Genomic DNA, 15,165 nt, shown 5'->3' on the forward strand with positions numbered 1-15,165 from the left:
AACGCCTTCGGCTTCCCCCTTAACTCATAAGCCATAATAAGAGCCTTACTAACAAGTTCACTATCAGGGCTCAGAGACAACGCCCAGCCAACTGGTTTTCTTGCGTATAAATCCATCACAACGGCTAGATAAGCCCAACGGTTTCCTGTCCAAACATAGGTGATGTCACCACACCAAACCTTGTTAGGAGAGCCCACGTTAAACTGTCGAGCCAGAAGGTTCGGCGCAACTAAACTCTCTTGTTTTGCTGGTTTATAGCGATGCTTAGGCTGTTGACAGCTAAGCAAAGTGGCATAGTGAATTTGGCCACCTGATTAGAGATGATAAACTCATCTCATAACTTTACAGGTGAACAAATGACTAAACCAAGAAAGCCTAATTTTAGCCCTGAATTCCGTTTAGAAGCGGCACAGCTTGTTATAGAACAAAATTATAGTGTCGCAGAAGCAGCTGAAGCGATGGGAGTGGGCAAATCGACCATGGATAAATGGGTGAGACAACTCCGCTCAGAGATCCGTGGTGAATCCCCCAAAGCAACACCAATGACAGATGAACAGCGTCGAATTCGCGAATTAGAAAAGCAAGTTAAGCGCCTTGAAATGGAAAAAGACATTTTAAAAAAGGCTTCTGCTCTCTTGATGTCGGACGAGCTGAAAGGCTTGCGTTAATTCATCGACTGCAAGAGAGCTTTCCCGTTGATCATCTCTGTCAGTTATTCAATATTCACAGAAGCAGCTACAGGTATTGGCGTGATAAAGCGGTCGGTGAAACACCTGCTCGTATTATACTCAAAGAAAAAGTTCGAGCCGCTTTTGAAGTAAGTGAAGGCTCTGCGGGAGCGAGAACAATCGCAGCCATTGTCACTCAGGGTGGTACCAGCTTAAGTCGGTATGTCGCAAGTAACTTAATGCGCGAACTCGCTTTGCTTAGCTGTCAACAGCCTAAACATCGCTATAAACGAGCAAAACAAGAGAGCTCAGTTGCACCGAACCTTCTAGCTCGACAGTTTAACGTGGGCTCTCCTAACAAGGTTTGGTGTGGCGACATCACCTATATTTGGACAGGAAACCGTTGGGCTTATTTAGCCGTTGTGATGGATTTATACGCTAGAAAACCAGTTGGCTGGGCGATGTCTCTGAGCCCTGATAGTGAACTTATTAGTAAGGCTCTTATTATGGCTTATGAGTTAAGGGGAAAGCCGAAGGCGTTAATGTTTCATTCAGATCAAGGAAGTCAGTACACAAGTTTAAAATATCGTCGTTTGCTGTGGCGATATCAAATTCAGCAAAGTATGAGTCGCCGTGGAAACTGTTGGGATAATGCCCCGATGGAGCGTTTCTTTAGAAGCTTCAAAACAGAATGGATGCCTGAATTAGGTTACTGGACTTTTTTAGAAGCTAAACATGCTGTAACGGATTACATAGTAGGATACTACAGCCAAATCAGGCCGCATCAGCACAATAGAATGCTGCCACCGAATAAAGCGGAAGAGCTGTACTGGAGAAACTATAAAACCGTGGCCAGTTTTACTTGACCACTACAAAGCGAGTTCGCGCATTAAGTTACTTGCGACATACCGACTTAAGCTTGTACCACCCTGAGTGACAATAGCAGCAATCGTTCTCGCTCCCGCAGCGCCTTCACTTACTTCAAAAGCGACTCGAACTTTTTCTTTAAGCATAATACGAGCAGGTGTTTCACCGACCGTTTTATCACGCCAATACCTGTAGCTGCTTCTATGAATATTGAATAACTGACATAGATGATCAACGGGAAAGCCCTCTTGCAGTCGATGAATTAACGCAAACCTTTCAGTTCGTCCGACATCAAGAGAGCAGAAGCCTTTTTTAAAATGTCTTTTTCCATTTCAAGGCGTTTAACTTGCTTTTCTAATTCGCGAATTCGACGCTGTTCATCTGTCATTGGTGTTGCTTTGGGGGATTCACCACGGATCTCTGAGCGGAGCTGCCTTACCCATTTATCCATGGTGGATTTTCCTACTCCCATCGCGTCAGCTGCTTCTGCGACGCTATAATTTTGTTCTATAACAAGCTGCGCCGCTTCTAAACGGAATTCAGGGCTAAAATTAGGTTTTCTTGGTTTAGTCATTTGTTCACCTGTAAAGTTATGAAATGAGTTTATCATCTCTAATCAGGTGGCCAAATTCACTATGCCACTACAGATACAAAAAAAACAATCATTATCTCAGGTTATTAATAAGGCTAAAAATATGTGATTGGACTCACTTAGGTAAAGTTTCTAAGTTAGAGATAGGCATTTTTTGTCAATCATAAAAAATAAAAATCGGCTTAGTTTTGTTGCCAAGAAAAATACGAGGAACATATGAATAACACGCAAGAGATTCTTGAGGTTAATAATGTCTACAAGGTGTTTGGAACAGCACCTGACAAAGCGATGAGTATGCTTAACAAGGGCATTAGTAAGGAAGAGATCTTTAATAGAACTGGGCAATCTGTTGGTGTTTTTGATGCCAGCTTCTCTGTAAGACGAGGTGAGATTTTCGTTATCATGGGACTGTCTGGATCAGGTAAGTCAACCCTTGTTCGCCTACTAAATCGTCTGATTGAACCAAGCGCGGGCGCCATAAAATTAAACGGTAAAGACATTACGAATTTGCAAGATAAAGACCTGCTTAATGTTAGAAGAAAGAACATGAGTATGGTGTTTCAGTCTTTTGCTTTAATGCCTCATATGTCTGTAATTGATAATGCTGCGTTTGGTCTAGAAATATCTGGTGTTGAGAAAAAGGTTCGTCACGAAAGGGCTCTTGATGCGCTTTCACAGGTAGGCTTAAAAGACTATGCCTACAGTATGCCTAGTGAGTTGTCTGGTGGTATGCAACAACGTGTTGGCCTTGCTAGAGCTCTCGCAAATGATCCTACAATATTATTGATGGATGAAGCTTTCTCTGCTCTTGACCCACTAATTCGATATGAAATGCAAGGAGAGCTCATTCGCCTTCAAAAAGAGCAAGAGAGAACAATCGTTTTTATTTCTCATGATTTGGATGAGGCAATTCGTATTGGTGATCGGATTGCTATTATGGAGGGAGGTCGTATTGTTCAGATAGGTACTCCAAAAGAGATCATGGAAAATCCTGCTGATGACTATGTTGCTTCATTTTTCAAAGGTGTTGATATTGCCAAAATGAAGAAGGCTGGCGATATTGCTAGTAGTTCTGAATGTCTAATAAACTCTCCTGATAATTTCGAAAAAGATCTGAATGATTACGCTTATATTGTTGATGCGGATAATAACTATATGGGCGTATATCCAAATGATAAAAACACTAAGGCAACAATACAGGATGTTTTTTCAGAAAAGATAGGTTCACAATTTAAAATTGATGCAGACTCTCCAGTAAAAGACGTTATTACGATCGTTGCACAATCACCATACCCAGTTCCTGTTATTGATAAACAAGGTAAATATCAAGGGACTATCTCCCAAAAGATATTGTTAGAAACTTTATCTAATAACCAAAACTAAAATTATCACTTAAAAGGAATCAAATATGATCGATGTAAGTCTTTTAGACCCTTTCCAGACTTTAAATATTCCTGTGGGGGATTGGGTTCAGAATTTATTAAATTATTTAGTGCATAATTTTAGGCATATATTTAGAGCAGCTCGGTGGCCAATAGACCAAATTCTAATGTTCATTGATGCAATTCTAAATTATATACCTCCAACTATCGCGATAATTCTCTCCGCTTTATTTGGGTGGCAGGTTTCAGGCCCCAAAATGGGAGTGTTTTGTGCATTTACATTATCTGTTCTCGGCTTAATTGGTGTCTGGCATCAGTCAATGGTGACGTTGTCATTGGTGCTAACGTCTTTGTTTTTCTGTGTTGTGATTGGTATTCCAATGGGAATTCTTTCAGCAAGATACGATCGCCTAGAAAGAACAATTCGACCTATTCTGGATGCTATGCAGACACTTCCAGCTTTTGTGTATCTTGTTCCAGTAGTTATGTTATTTGGTATTGGTAATGTTCCAGGTGTGCTGGTCACTATCATTTTTGCTATTCCACCACTAGTTCGCCTGACTAATCTTGGTATTCGCCAAATTCCTGAAGACAAAATTGAAGCAGCCAGAGCTTTTGGTTGTACGCCTAAACAAATGCTAACGAAAGTTCAATTGCCACTTGCAATGCCAACAATTATGGCAGGTGTGAACCAAACCTTAATGATGTCTCTATCAATGGTGGTAATTGCATCAATGATCTCTGTTGAAGGTTTAGGCCAAATGGTATTGCGTGGTATTGGGCGCTTAGATATGGGGCTAGCAACGGTGGGAGGCCTTGGCCTTGTGTTGTTAGCAATTTTTCTTGACCGTTTAACTCAAGCAATGGGGGAAAAAGCAGGTAAAAGTAGCGGAAAAGCTTGGTACAAAACAGGTCCTATTGGCCTAGTTAGAGGTATTTTCTGTTCTTCATCCAAAAAAAGACCACTAGCTCTATGAAAAAAGTGATTCAACAATAACGATAGACACATAAAAGGAAGCAATATGATCCACTTTAGTCAACACATTAAATCGTTTATTACAAAGCCATTATTATTAGCTTCGGCTACAATGGCGGTATGTGCTCCAGCTATGGCAAGTGACATGAAACCAGGTGAAGGAGTAAAAGTAACTCCTATATTTTCGACTGTATTGGAAGAACGTTTCCGAGGCCAGATTGCTATAGATGGACTTGAGGCTCTTGGCTATGATGTGCAAGAACCTAAAGAAACAGCTTATGCAACAATGTTTCTTGCTCTTAGTAATGGAGATGCTGATTTCACTGTCCATATGTGGAATAAATTGCACGACACTTTTTATCAAAGATCTGGTGGTGACGATACTATAATGAAAGTCGGTGTGGTTATGCCAGGCGTTCTTCAAGGTTATCAAATTGATAAGAAAACGGCCGATAAATACCATATTACCTCACTTGCAGATTTAAAAGATCCAAAAATTGCTAAACTATTTGATATTAATGGTGATGGAAAAGCTGATCTTACAGGTTGTAACCCAGGCTGGGGTTGTGAATTGGTAATTGACCATGAGATTAAAGCTTATGGGCTTGAGAAGACTGTAACTCAGGATCGTGGATCTTATTTTGCTTTGATGGCTGATACTATTACACGTTATAAGCAGGGTAAACCAGTCTTGTTTTATACGTGGAGCCCACAATGGATTGGTGGAGTTCTTAAAGTTGGGGAAGATACAACTTGGCTGTCTGTACCTTATACCGATCTGCCTGGCGGTAAGAACGATGTCGTCACCACTTTCCAAGGGAAAAACCTAGGTTTTGCTGTAGATGAAGTAATGGCTGTAGTTAATAAAGATTTTGCTAAGAAAAACCCTGCAGCAGTAGCTTTTCTATCTCAGTTCCAAATTACACCAAAAGCTGAAAGTATTGAAAATTTACAGATGAGAAACGGTGAAAAGTCTTTGGCTGATATTAAGCGACATGCTCGAGATTGGATTAAAGCACATCAACAGGAGTATGACTCTTGGCTTGCTGCTGCACGAAAAGCAGCTAAAGAGTAACATTACTTTTTAGCTTAAAGGGTAAAGCCAAAACTGGCTTTACCCTTTTTTATATTAATGATAATGGTTTATTAAAGAGTTTTTTTTGACTATAAATGTATCAATAATTCTTATGCCTGGTTTCGCTTTGACGTCTTTTTCATTGACGGTTGAAGCATTTAGTGTTGCGAATCTTGTCCATGAGAGTGAGATATATAATTGTTCAATATTTAGTGGTTCGATAGATCCTAGTGAAAAGTGTGTTGTTAGCTCTAATGGTGTGCCAATTATGGCTGATAAGCATATAATCGATTTTGATAAAACAGATATTATTTGTCTCTGTGCATATAAATCTGCACCAACTTATGAATATGATGTATTAAGTAAACTGCTTAGAAAGCATTATTCTTCTGGCGGAGAAATTGCTTCTCTGTCTAGTGGCTGTTTTATATTAGCTAAATCGGGGGTGTTGAAGCATAGTACTTGTACTGTGACAGATGAACAGAAAAGCATTTTTCAGGAGTTATACCCTAAAATTACAGTTCTGGATAACCTTTATACAGTTTCAAACCGATTATATACATGTAAGGGTGGAACGACCGCTTTAGATATGATGATGTATATAATAGGATTACGTTTTGGAACAGAATTGACACAGCAGATATCCTCTCAATTTCAAGCTGATAGAGTGCGTACCTTAGAAGAAATCAATAAGAGTAACAAGTACTTAGCACTCCGAATTAAGTCACCTGCGTTAGGTGCTGCAATTGAATTAATGGAGTCAAATATTGAACAGCCATATAGCATAGAGTCTTTATGTGAAATGATTGGTTGTTCAGTTAGACGTCTTGAAATGATTTTTAAAAAATTCTTAGGTATTACTCCAAATAAAAAATATCTATATATTCGGCTTAAGCATGCTTATAAACTGATTGAAGAAACAAATTTACCAATATCGGAAATCTCAAATGCTTGTGGATTTTCATCTCATAGCTATATGGGACAATGCTTTAAAAACAGATATGGCATTTATCCCTCTTCTTTAAGATAGCTAAAAATTGCTAATTTTCTTCGTATTTCTTATATCCGAAATCTCCTGATAAAGCTAATAATGGCTCTGTCCCTAAAAAATACACAAAGGAGCAGGGTATGACATCGAATATTCATAGCTATTTACAGGCCTCGACTGTTGATATTCAACAGATCCCCATCATTGATATTGAACCACTTATTAATAGGTCTGATCCTCAAAAAGTTGCTGATCAAATAGGCGCTGTATGTGAGGAAATCGGTTTTTTATATATTAAAAATCATGGAATAAAAAAAGACCTTATGGAAAAAATTAACAAGTACTCGCAAGAGTTTTTCTCCCTCCCTTTAGAAGAGAAGAATAAAATAAACATTATAAATAGTGGCGCAGCGTTACGTGGTTATATCCCTATGTATGGAGAGAATGTGGATCCGAGTTATACTAAGGACATTCAAGGAATGTTTTGATTTCGCGCTCAATGAAAAAGATGTGTCTCCTTTCTTCGGTCCGAATTTAATGCCTGAAACGATATCTGGTTTTAAAGAAGGAATGGAAGAATACCACCAAGAGATGTTACAGCTGGCGCACCGGCTGATTGGGGCAATTGCTCTCAGTCTTCACTTGCCAGAAGATTACTTCTATAAGCTTCAAAAAAAACCTATATCTATCCAGCGATTACTTCATTATCCACCTCAAAGCGGTAATATTACTCGTGATGAAATCGGTATTGGTGAACATACAGATTATGGCTTCCTTACCATTCTTGCTCAAGATTCTGCTGGAGGTTTGCAGGTTAAAAATCGTGCTGGTGATTGGATTAGTGCTCCTCCGATCGATGGAACTTTCATCGTAAATATTGGAGATTTGGTTCAAACTTATACAAATGACAAGTATATTTCGACTTACCATCGAGTTATTAATACTAGCGGTAAGGAAAGATATTCTTTTCCATTTTTCATGGATATGGATTTTGATGCCGTTGTAGAGCCTGTATCAACGTGTGTTTCTGAGCAGAATCCTGAAAATACCAAGCTTATACCTGTGGTGAACACAAATATCGTCGCTTCGTAGATAGCTATGAACACTTGCAAAACCCAAAAGCTAGTTAAGAGATTTAATTGCGCATAAAAAAATGGAAAGTGCCTTTATGGCACTTTCCTAACGTTCAAAGGAAAATAACTTAGGGAGAATTGTTTTATTGCAAGTTACTTGTTTAGATTTCAAGTTCTATATCGCTTTTGATCCGAGTGCAGCAGGAAAGTACGTATCCATCTGACACTTCCTCTTCGGAAATGCCGCCGTTATGGTTCATTTCAAAATTTCCATTTAAAACTTTAACCCGACAAGCACCGCACATACCTAGACCACATGCTTTTGAAATATTGACGCCTGCCTCGGCAGCGGCTTCATTTAGCGTTAGATCCATTTCAACTTCTTTCACTATGTCTAGATCTGGAATGCGCAATAGCACCATTTCTTTGGGTTTTTGCTCTTCAAGTACTGCTTGGTCAGCGTGTTTTTCAGCTCGTTCAACATCTTTTGTTGGTGTCGAGCCGAATGACTCTTCATGATAATGGGACATGTCAAACCCAGCTTCTTGAAGCAAAGATTTAACTGCTTTCATATAAGGGGTAGGGCCACAACAAAATACTTCGCGCTCTAGAAAATCGGGAGCAATTAGATTAAGCATATGTAAATTAATATATCCTCTATAACCCCCCCAAGATTCACCAATATTAGTTTTTTCGCAGACTAAGTGCATTTTAAAGTTATCAATGCGCGTTGCCATATACTCCAACTCTTTGGCGTATATAATATCTTTTGGAGAACGTGCGCTATGCGCAAATACCATGTCAACTTCGGAGTCAGTGTTAAACCACCAACGAGCCATTGACATGACAGGAGTAATCCCTACACCGCCAGATAAAAGTAAGACTTTCTCTGCGGGAAAGTCCATACAGTTAAAGTTACCAACGGGACCATGTACTGCAATTTGGTCTCCGCTCTTTAGGTTGTCATGTAGCCAATTTGAGACAACACCACCAGGTACACGTTTGACAGTTATGGAAAAACTATAAGGAATAGAAGGAGAGCTAGATATAGTGTATGAGCGCATAATGCGCTCTTCGGCTATATCCAATTCTAGAGTAACGAATTGACCAGGTTTAAAGAAAAACATGACAGGTTCATTCATGCTGAATGTGAATGTAGTAACATCATGTGTTTCGGGAATAACTTTTGCGCATCTTACTAAGTGACGGCCATTACTCCAGGTTTGTGTTTTCATCAGGTTCATAAAATCTGAAGTATTAAAGTCGCTCATTGATAGCTCCTAAACTTTTAGGTAATTATTAAAATGGATATTATAATTCTTTGCCGGCAAGCAATTGCTTCCAACGCATTGTCATGTTAGCTCCGACTGATAAGAATGGTTCAGGTGGTAACTTCTTGGGGGCTTCTTGGTTTAAGAACTCTGTTAGTAAATCAGACTTGCCTAATACCGCTTGTTCTGCGGCCATTATACCTGACAAAGTACCTTTTACTGATCCTAAGCCATTTTGGCAGCATGCCGACCATACCCTTTTAGAAACTTCGCCAAACGCTGGAACCGAATTCCATGAAAGGCAAAGCCTTCCTCCCCATCGATATTCCATATCAACGCCTTTTAACATAGGAAAGCGATCTATAAATGATTGATCTTGCATTTTTAGCGCTCTTCTCATATCTGCTTTTGTTGCAACCAGTGATTGGTTTAAAGTAGCTAGATTTCGGATTATGATGCGATCTCCGCTACCTGAGTAATCAGAAATTTTTCGTACGGTTGTTCCCATAGGGTCTGCAGGTAAGAGCCCCCAGTCTGAGATTCCACCTAATTTATATAATTCTTTTTCTGAAAGCTTCCTAGTCATTGATGCAAAGGTAAATACATGCAATAAGCGTTTTGGAAAAAATCCAAAAGACTGAATATGCCCATTCACAGCAAGGATAATATTTCTTGCTTTTACCTTACCATTAGGCGTTTTTATTTCATGTTCATCGCCTGAATTCAACTCGATTACTGGACTGTTTTCATAAATTGAAACTCTTGGGGTTAACCCTTGTGCGCAAGCTCTTACAAATGCAGCTGGTTGAATCATGGCTCCGCCATAGGTTTTTAAACCTTGGAGGTAAAAAGGAGTTCCTGTGATGGCTTGCATTTCACTTTCTGTTTTTAACTCAAATTTCTCGCCAATCGCATCTAGATGACGGCTATAACTTTTTAAATGCTCAACACCTTTGCTAGTTGAAGCGCCTGTAATTTTACCGGGTCTGTTAAAAACTTGGGAATGCATTTGGTATTCTTCTGCCGCTTTAGCAGCAAAGTCAATCGCATGTCTGTTTAAGCGAATTTGGTTTAAATCTTTGTCATGAGTACCTGCATACGTATCAGAGGTTAGTTCGTGTGGAAGGTCAATCATGAAGCCACTATTCCGCCCAGCAGGACCTTCACCAACTTGTTTAGCTTCAAGTATAATAATTTTTTCATCGTCTGGAATTAGCTGAGTCAGTCTTCTTGCCGCCGCTAATCCAGTAAAACCAGCTCCAACAATAACCCAATCAGCAAAGATAGTTTCTTCTAGTTTCGGATAACTTTGTCCTGGTTGAATGATACTATTCCATGCCGCTGGACCTGGATCTTTAGGGAGTCTTGAAATTATCTTTTTTTCCATCATAAGCACCAAAATCTACTGAATAATGCGCTCTTAAAAACCGAGTTTTTAGTTTAAAAGAGCGCGATTCTTATGCGAGCTCAGCTAACCTTTATTCAATCAATTGATCCATCAATTGCACTATCGCTTAAGTCAATCCAGATAGTTTTTAGCTCTGTATATTGGTCATGAGCATGGATTGAATTATCTCGTCCACCAAAACCAGATTGTTTGTAACCACCGAAAGGTGTGGTTACGTCACCTTCACCAAAACAGTTAACAGTAACTGTACCTGCTTTAATTGCTTGCGCTGCTCTTAATGCTTTTTTCGCGTTTGACGTGAATACTGAAGCTGCTAACCCGTAATCAGTGTCATTAGCAATAGCTATAGCTTCGTCGTAGCTGTTAACTGTGATAACGGAAAGAACTGGGCCAAAGATTTCATCTCTCGCTAACTCATCTGAGTTTTTTACACCAGCAAAAATAGTAGGTTGAATGAAAGTGCCATCAATTGTTTCACCACCTAGAATGATATCGTAACCAGACTCTTTACCCTTTTTAAGGTAGCTTTCCACTTTAGCGAAATGGCCTTTATCTATCATTGCACCAAGAGCATTCTGTGGATCTAGAGGGTTGCCGACTTTCCAGTCTCGAGCATTAGCTTTAATACGCTCAAGCAGGGCATCTTTAATACCTGATTGAACTATTAATCGAGATCCTGCGGAGCAGTTTTCTCCCATATTCCAAAAAGCAGCAGAACACACTTGCTGTGCGACATAGTCGATATCTTCCGCGTCATCGAGAACGATGCATGGATTTTTTCCGCCAAGCTCAAGTACTACTTTTTTCATATTTGAATCGGCTGAATAGCGAAGGAAACGTCGGCCTGTTGCAGTTGATCCTGTGAAGGTCGCCATGTCTACATCCATATGTAACCCCAAAGGTTCACCTACATCAGCACCACCGCCAGTGACAATGTTTAATACACCTTTTGGAAGTCCCGCTTCCATAGCTAGTTCTGCAATGCGTAGAGCGGTTAAGGAGGTTTGAGCTGCAGGTTTAACAACCATGGTGCATCCTGCGGCTAACGCTGGCGCAATTTTCCAAACCAACATGAGTAGAGGGAAGTTCCAAGGTAGGACGGCAGCAACAACGCCAATAGGCTCTCTTACAATCATGGAGATAGCATCAGAACCAACAGGGGCTGTTTGGTCATAGATTTTGTCGACAAGTTCAGCATGCCAATTTAGGATGTGAATAAACTCTTCAATATCTATGTTTTCACAGTCAGAAATGGGTTTGCCAGAATCCAAGCTTTCAAGAACAGCCAGTTCGTGACGATTTCTTTTTACTAATTTAGACAGTTTGATAAGAACTTCTTTTCGTTCGTTTGGATGCAGTTTGCTCCAACGCCCATCGTCAAAAGCTTTGCGAGCTTTAGATACCGCGAAATCAACATCATCTTTTGAGCAAGCAGCGATATTTGTTAAATGTTCACCAGTGGCTGGATTTGTTGACTCAAAAGTTTTGCCCGATAATGCTGGACGAAATGCACCGTCGATGAAGCTCATAGAAGGCAAAGTAAGAGACGATGCAATAGCTTCATATTCTTGTAAAGTTAGTACGTTTGACATGTTTTACGCTCCTGCCTTTGCTTTCTTATCTGTCTTCTCTGCAGATAAACTTGGGCTGCTAGTTTGTGAGAGAATGTTTGCGATTGAGGTTTTGAGAGTGCCGATAACTTGAGCTAGTTCGCGTTTGTCATCTTTATTTAGGTCTCGAAGTGGGCGGCGAACAGTGCCTGCAAAACGACCATCCAATGAAACACCGTGTTTTACGCTTTGAATGAATTTTCCACCTTGTTCTAGGACATGCATTAAAGGCATCATTGCGGACATGATTCTACGGCCTTTATTAAAGTTATTTTCAATGACACATGCCTCGTAAAGAGCGATGTGTTCTTTTGGTAGGAAGTTCGAGCCAGCACAAACCCAACTTTTCGCTCCCCATGCAAAAAACTCTAGTGCTTGGTCATCCATGCCACATGAAGTTTGGATATGTGGGTAATCGCGAAGAAGCATATGTAAGCGATTAATATCGCCTGAACTTTCTTTAATTCCACAGAAATTTGAAGATTTTCCTACTCTGTCCAAGAACTCCGCTTCCATGTTTACGCCCATGCGATCAGGGTAGTTGTAGAGCATAATTGGAAGGTTGGCTGCGCGATCAATTGTTAACGCATGTAATGCCAATTCTCTTTGAGTTGGAAGTGAATAAGGAGGGGTTGCAACAAGCAAAACATCTGCACCATTTTTTGCTCCACCTTCTGCAAGCTTTATTGAAGCTTTAGGATCAATGGACCCTGTACCAAAAATGATTTGTGCCTTATTCCCCACTACTTCTTTTGCTTTAGTAAGTAGCTGAAGCCTTTCTTCGTGGCTTTCTACGTAATATTCGCCAGTTGTTCCTCCGATCATCAGACCGTGAACACCGGACTCTACAAGATAATTGACATGCGCAGCATATGCATCAAAGTCAATTGATGCGTCATCACGAAATGGTGTAATGACTGGCGTATATATTCCTTGAAATTTCATATTCTGTCTCACTTTTGAATATTCTTTTGGTAAAGAGTTTTTTTAGGGTTTTGCTTTTGTGTGATTTAAATGTTACCCACTTAACTTAATAGACAACAATCAACCTTTTTTTTCTTTTTTGAATAACTGCAGGTTATCAATATAAAGAGCGTTGCTTATTTTATTCGTATGTAGTGGCTGTGTTTTAGGCAAAAAAATGGCCATAGTAAATATGGCCAAAAATGAGGGAGAGATTAAATAGGAGAGGATGCCTATTATTTAACTAAGGCGCTTTTTCATAGTGTCACAATACCAGTCAACAAATTGGCAGACCCCATTCTCTGCAATATCTGAGAATGGACCTGGTTTATAAGCAGGAGACTGAACACCTTTAAACGTCTCTTCAACAAGTTGGCGATCTTGATCATTTGTTGCGAGCCAAACTTTTGTTAAATCATCAATATTGTAGTCGACTCCTTCAACTGCATCTTTTGGCACTAACCACTTAGTAGTAACTAGCGTTTCTCCTGAACTTAATGGTAATACTCGAAAGCTAAGAGCATGATCACCTAAAAAGTGGTTCCACGTAGAAGGGTATAAGAAGTAAAGCAAGGCACCAATGTCATCAACACCGGATTCATCGAGGCGGCCTTTAACTGCTGGTTTACCTGACATGGTATAGCTAACAGCTTTGTCTGATAGTGGGATACGTGTCATTCGATATTGACCATCTTCATCCATTACCAATCGGCTTGGTAGTCCTGCTGCTTCGCATTTATTCCAATGTTCGGCTAATTCTGGATCTTCCTCACCACCAACACCAGCAACGGATAGGTTCTCAACAAAAGAATTAAGTAGTTCAGGGTGATTTCCATCGCAGTGGTAGCATTCGCGATTGTTTTCGAAAACAAGTTTCCAATTGCCTTTTTCAATTAGGTTAGACTCAAAAGCAACTTTGCAATTGTCTAAGTTGTGTGGGGTTGTAAATGGTGACATTGCTTTTCTGAATGGCTCAAAATCTGGTGCATTTTCAGCAACGCAAACATAGATATAACTGTTTACAATTTCACAGTGAACGGGAGTAAGTCCATGTTTGGATGTATCAAAGTCGGCTCCCATATTGCCAGCGAATAGCAATTTTCCGTCAAGGCCATATGTCCATTTGTGATACGGGCATACCAGTTTAGCATTCTTGCCTTTTGAATTTTGGCATATGCGTGAGCCTCTATGTCTACAAGCGTTATGGAAGGCTTGTATGTTGCCTTTGTCGTCTCGAACGACCACAACAGGGTATTGACCAATCGTCAATGTAAAGTATTCGCCTGATTTTGGGATCTCGAATGTGTGTCCTGCAAAAATCCACTCTTTGTGCCATATCAGCTCAAGATCTTGTTGGAAAACGCCTTCGTCGGTGTAAAGCTCTCTTGTTAGGGCATGGCGAGGCTTGCGCAGATTGATTAATTCCAATGTTGTTTGGCTACTCATGTGTTCACTCCGTAATATTCTAATGTCGGCAATGATTGACGGCTGTTTTTTTAAGCACGTCAATGTTCTTATCGTTCTCACCGATTGGAGGTCTATGCCTCTTTGACTTATGCGCACGCTTTAGCGTTGTTGAATCTCAAATGATTTCGCATTTCTAGAGTATATGGACAGGAAAAAAAACGGTAAAGCTACTTTTTTTTGGTGTGAATCACAACTTCTGATTATGGCTCTGTTTATTTTCTCACCATTCTAATTCAAGAAAGTTGTTTGGACTTCCCAGAGTTTGCTAGACAGTAGGAACTTCTAAAAAATACTTTTCTTCGAACTTAGCAGGTGACAGATTCATTAGACATGATCATTGTGCCTGTAGTGGCATAGTGAATTTGGCCACCTGATTAGAGATGATAAACTCATCTCATAACTTTACAGGTGAACAAATGACTAAACCAAGAAAACCTAATTTTAGCCCTGAATTCCGTTTAGAAGCGACGCAGCTTGTTATAGAACAAAATTATAGCGTCGCAGAAGCAGCTGACGCGATGGGAGTAGGAAAATCCACCATGGATAAATGGGTAAGGCAGCTCCGCTTAGAGATCCGTGGTGAATCCCCCAAAGCAACACCAATGACAGATGAACAGCGTCGAATTCGCGAATTAGAAAAGCAAGTTAAACGCCTTGAAATGGAAAAAGACATTTTAAAAAAGGCTTCCGCTCTCTTAATGTCGGACGAACTGAAAGGTTTGCGTTAATTCATCGACTGCAAGAGGGCTTTCCCGTTGATCATCTATGTCAGTTATTCAATATTCATAGAAGCAGCTACAGGTATTGGCGTGATAAAACGGTCGG

The 15,165-nt window shown here is 40.0% G+C and carries 14 protein-coding genes and 2 pseudogenes; 8 read left to right on the forward strand and 8 right to left on the reverse strand.

What is annotated here, in order from left to right; genetic code table 11:
• Positions 1-287 (reverse strand): annotated as a pseudogene (locus V6259_RS18915) (DDE-type integrase/transposase/recombinase); the annotation flags it as partial.
• Positions 288-320: 33 nt separating this feature from the next.
• On the opposite strand from V6259_RS18915, the gene V6259_RS18920 reads away from it, so the two are divergent.
• Positions 321-1,534, forward strand: a protein-coding gene (locus tag V6259_RS18920; protein WP_341585856.1) for an IS3 family transposase whose coding sequence is annotated in 2 segments (ribosomal slippage) — positions 321-630 and positions 630-1,534 — 1,215 coding nt in all. Because the reading frame shifts where the segments join, the coding sequence is not laid out codon by codon here.
• A gap of 3 nt (positions 1,535-1,537) precedes the next feature.
• On the opposite strand, the gene V6259_RS18925 is transcribed toward V6259_RS18920, so the two are convergent.
• Positions 1,538-1,681, reverse strand: coding sequence for a hypothetical protein (locus V6259_RS18925; RefSeq protein WP_341585857.1), 144 nt, complete (start codon positions 1,679-1,681; stop codon positions 1,538-1,540).
• A gap of 116 nt (positions 1,682-1,797) precedes the next feature.
• Positions 1,798-2,109 carry a transposase gene (locus tag V6259_RS18930; RefSeq protein ID WP_341585858.1) on the reverse strand — a complete coding sequence of 104 codons (312 nt, stop codon included), beginning with the start codon at positions 2,107-2,109 and terminating at the stop codon, positions 1,798-1,800.
• 234 nt (positions 2,110-2,343) lie between these two features.
• Between V6259_RS18930 and proV the strand changes: the two genes are divergently transcribed.
• The 6 genes from proV to V6259_RS18960 all read left to right on the forward strand — a co-directional run bounded on the left by proV (position 2,344) and on the right by V6259_RS18960 (position 7,640).
• Positions 2,344-3,510, forward strand: a complete 1,167-nt coding sequence (proV, locus tag V6259_RS18935; RefSeq protein ID WP_341585859.1) for a glycine betaine/L-proline ABC transporter ATP-binding protein ProV — start codon at positions 2,344-2,346, stop codon at positions 3,508-3,510.
• Between the two features lie 25 nt (positions 3,511-3,535).
• Positions 3,536-4,486 carry a glycine betaine/L-proline ABC transporter permease ProW gene (gene proW / locus V6259_RS18940; RefSeq protein ID WP_341585860.1) on the forward strand — a complete coding sequence of 317 codons (951 nt, stop codon included), beginning with the start codon at positions 3,536-3,538 and terminating at the stop codon, positions 4,484-4,486.
• A 45-nt stretch (positions 4,487-4,531) separates the two neighbouring features.
• Positions 4,532-5,560 carry a glycine betaine/L-proline ABC transporter substrate-binding protein ProX gene (proX, locus tag V6259_RS18945; protein ID WP_341585861.1) on the forward strand — a complete coding sequence of 343 codons (1,029 nt, stop codon included), beginning with the start codon at positions 4,532-4,534 and terminating at the stop codon, positions 5,558-5,560.
• 85 nt (positions 5,561-5,645) lie between these two features.
• Positions 5,646-6,590, forward strand: coding sequence for a GlxA family transcriptional regulator (locus tag V6259_RS18950; protein ID WP_341585862.1), 945 nt, complete (start codon positions 5,646-5,648; stop codon positions 6,588-6,590).
• Positions 6,591-6,688: 98 nt separating this feature from the next.
• Positions 6,689-7,036 carry a 2-oxoglutarate and iron-dependent oxygenase domain-containing protein gene (locus V6259_RS18955; protein WP_341585863.1) on the forward strand — a complete coding sequence of 116 codons (348 nt, stop codon included), beginning with the start codon at positions 6,689-6,691 and terminating at the stop codon, positions 7,034-7,036.
• Positions 7,037-7,085: 49 nt separating this feature from the next.
• Positions 7,086-7,640: an isopenicillin N synthase family dioxygenase gene (locus tag V6259_RS18960; RefSeq protein WP_341585864.1), complete on the forward strand. Its 555-nt coding sequence runs from the start codon at positions 7,086-7,088 to the stop codon at positions 7,638-7,640.
• A 142-nt stretch (positions 7,641-7,782) separates the two neighbouring features.
• Here V6259_RS18960 and V6259_RS18965 read toward each other — a convergent pair whose 3' ends face one another.
• The 5 genes from V6259_RS18965 to V6259_RS18985 form a co-directional block, all read right to left on the reverse strand.
• Positions 7,783-8,892 (reverse strand): hybrid-cluster NAD(P)-dependent oxidoreductase, encoded by a 1,110-nt coding sequence (locus tag V6259_RS18965; protein WP_341585865.1) that lies wholly within the window; start codon positions 8,890-8,892, stop codon positions 7,783-7,785.
• A gap of 40 nt (positions 8,893-8,932) precedes the next feature.
• On the reverse strand, positions 8,933-10,279 hold the full coding sequence (locus V6259_RS18970) for an NAD(P)/FAD-dependent oxidoreductase (RefSeq protein ID WP_341585866.1): 1,347 nt from the start codon (positions 10,277-10,279) through the stop codon (positions 8,933-8,935).
• A gap of 95 nt (positions 10,280-10,374) precedes the next feature.
• Positions 10,375-11,892: an aldehyde dehydrogenase gene (locus V6259_RS18975; protein ID WP_341585867.1), complete on the reverse strand. Its 1,518-nt coding sequence runs from the start codon at positions 11,890-11,892 to the stop codon at positions 10,375-10,377.
• A 3-nt stretch (positions 11,893-11,895) separates the two neighbouring features.
• Positions 11,896-12,855, reverse strand: a complete 960-nt coding sequence (locus V6259_RS18980) for a dihydrodipicolinate synthase family protein (RefSeq protein ID WP_341585868.1) — start codon at positions 12,853-12,855, stop codon at positions 11,896-11,898.
• Between the two features lie 258 nt (positions 12,856-13,113).
• A complete protein-coding gene (locus V6259_RS18985; protein WP_341585869.1) occupies positions 13,114-14,319 on the reverse strand; it encodes an aromatic ring-hydroxylating oxygenase subunit alpha in 1,206 nt (401 codons plus the stop codon).
• Positions 14,320-14,720: 401 nt separating this feature from the next.
• Here V6259_RS18985 and V6259_RS18990 point away from each other — a divergent pair.
• Positions 14,721-15,165, forward strand: a pseudogene (locus V6259_RS18990) (transposase); the annotation flags it as partial.

Origin of the sequence: Marinomonas sp. TI.3.20 (assembly GCF_038155025.1) — a bacterium.
Lineage (GTDB): Bacteria > Pseudomonadota > Gammaproteobacteria > Pseudomonadales > Marinomonadaceae > Marinomonas > Marinomonas flavescens.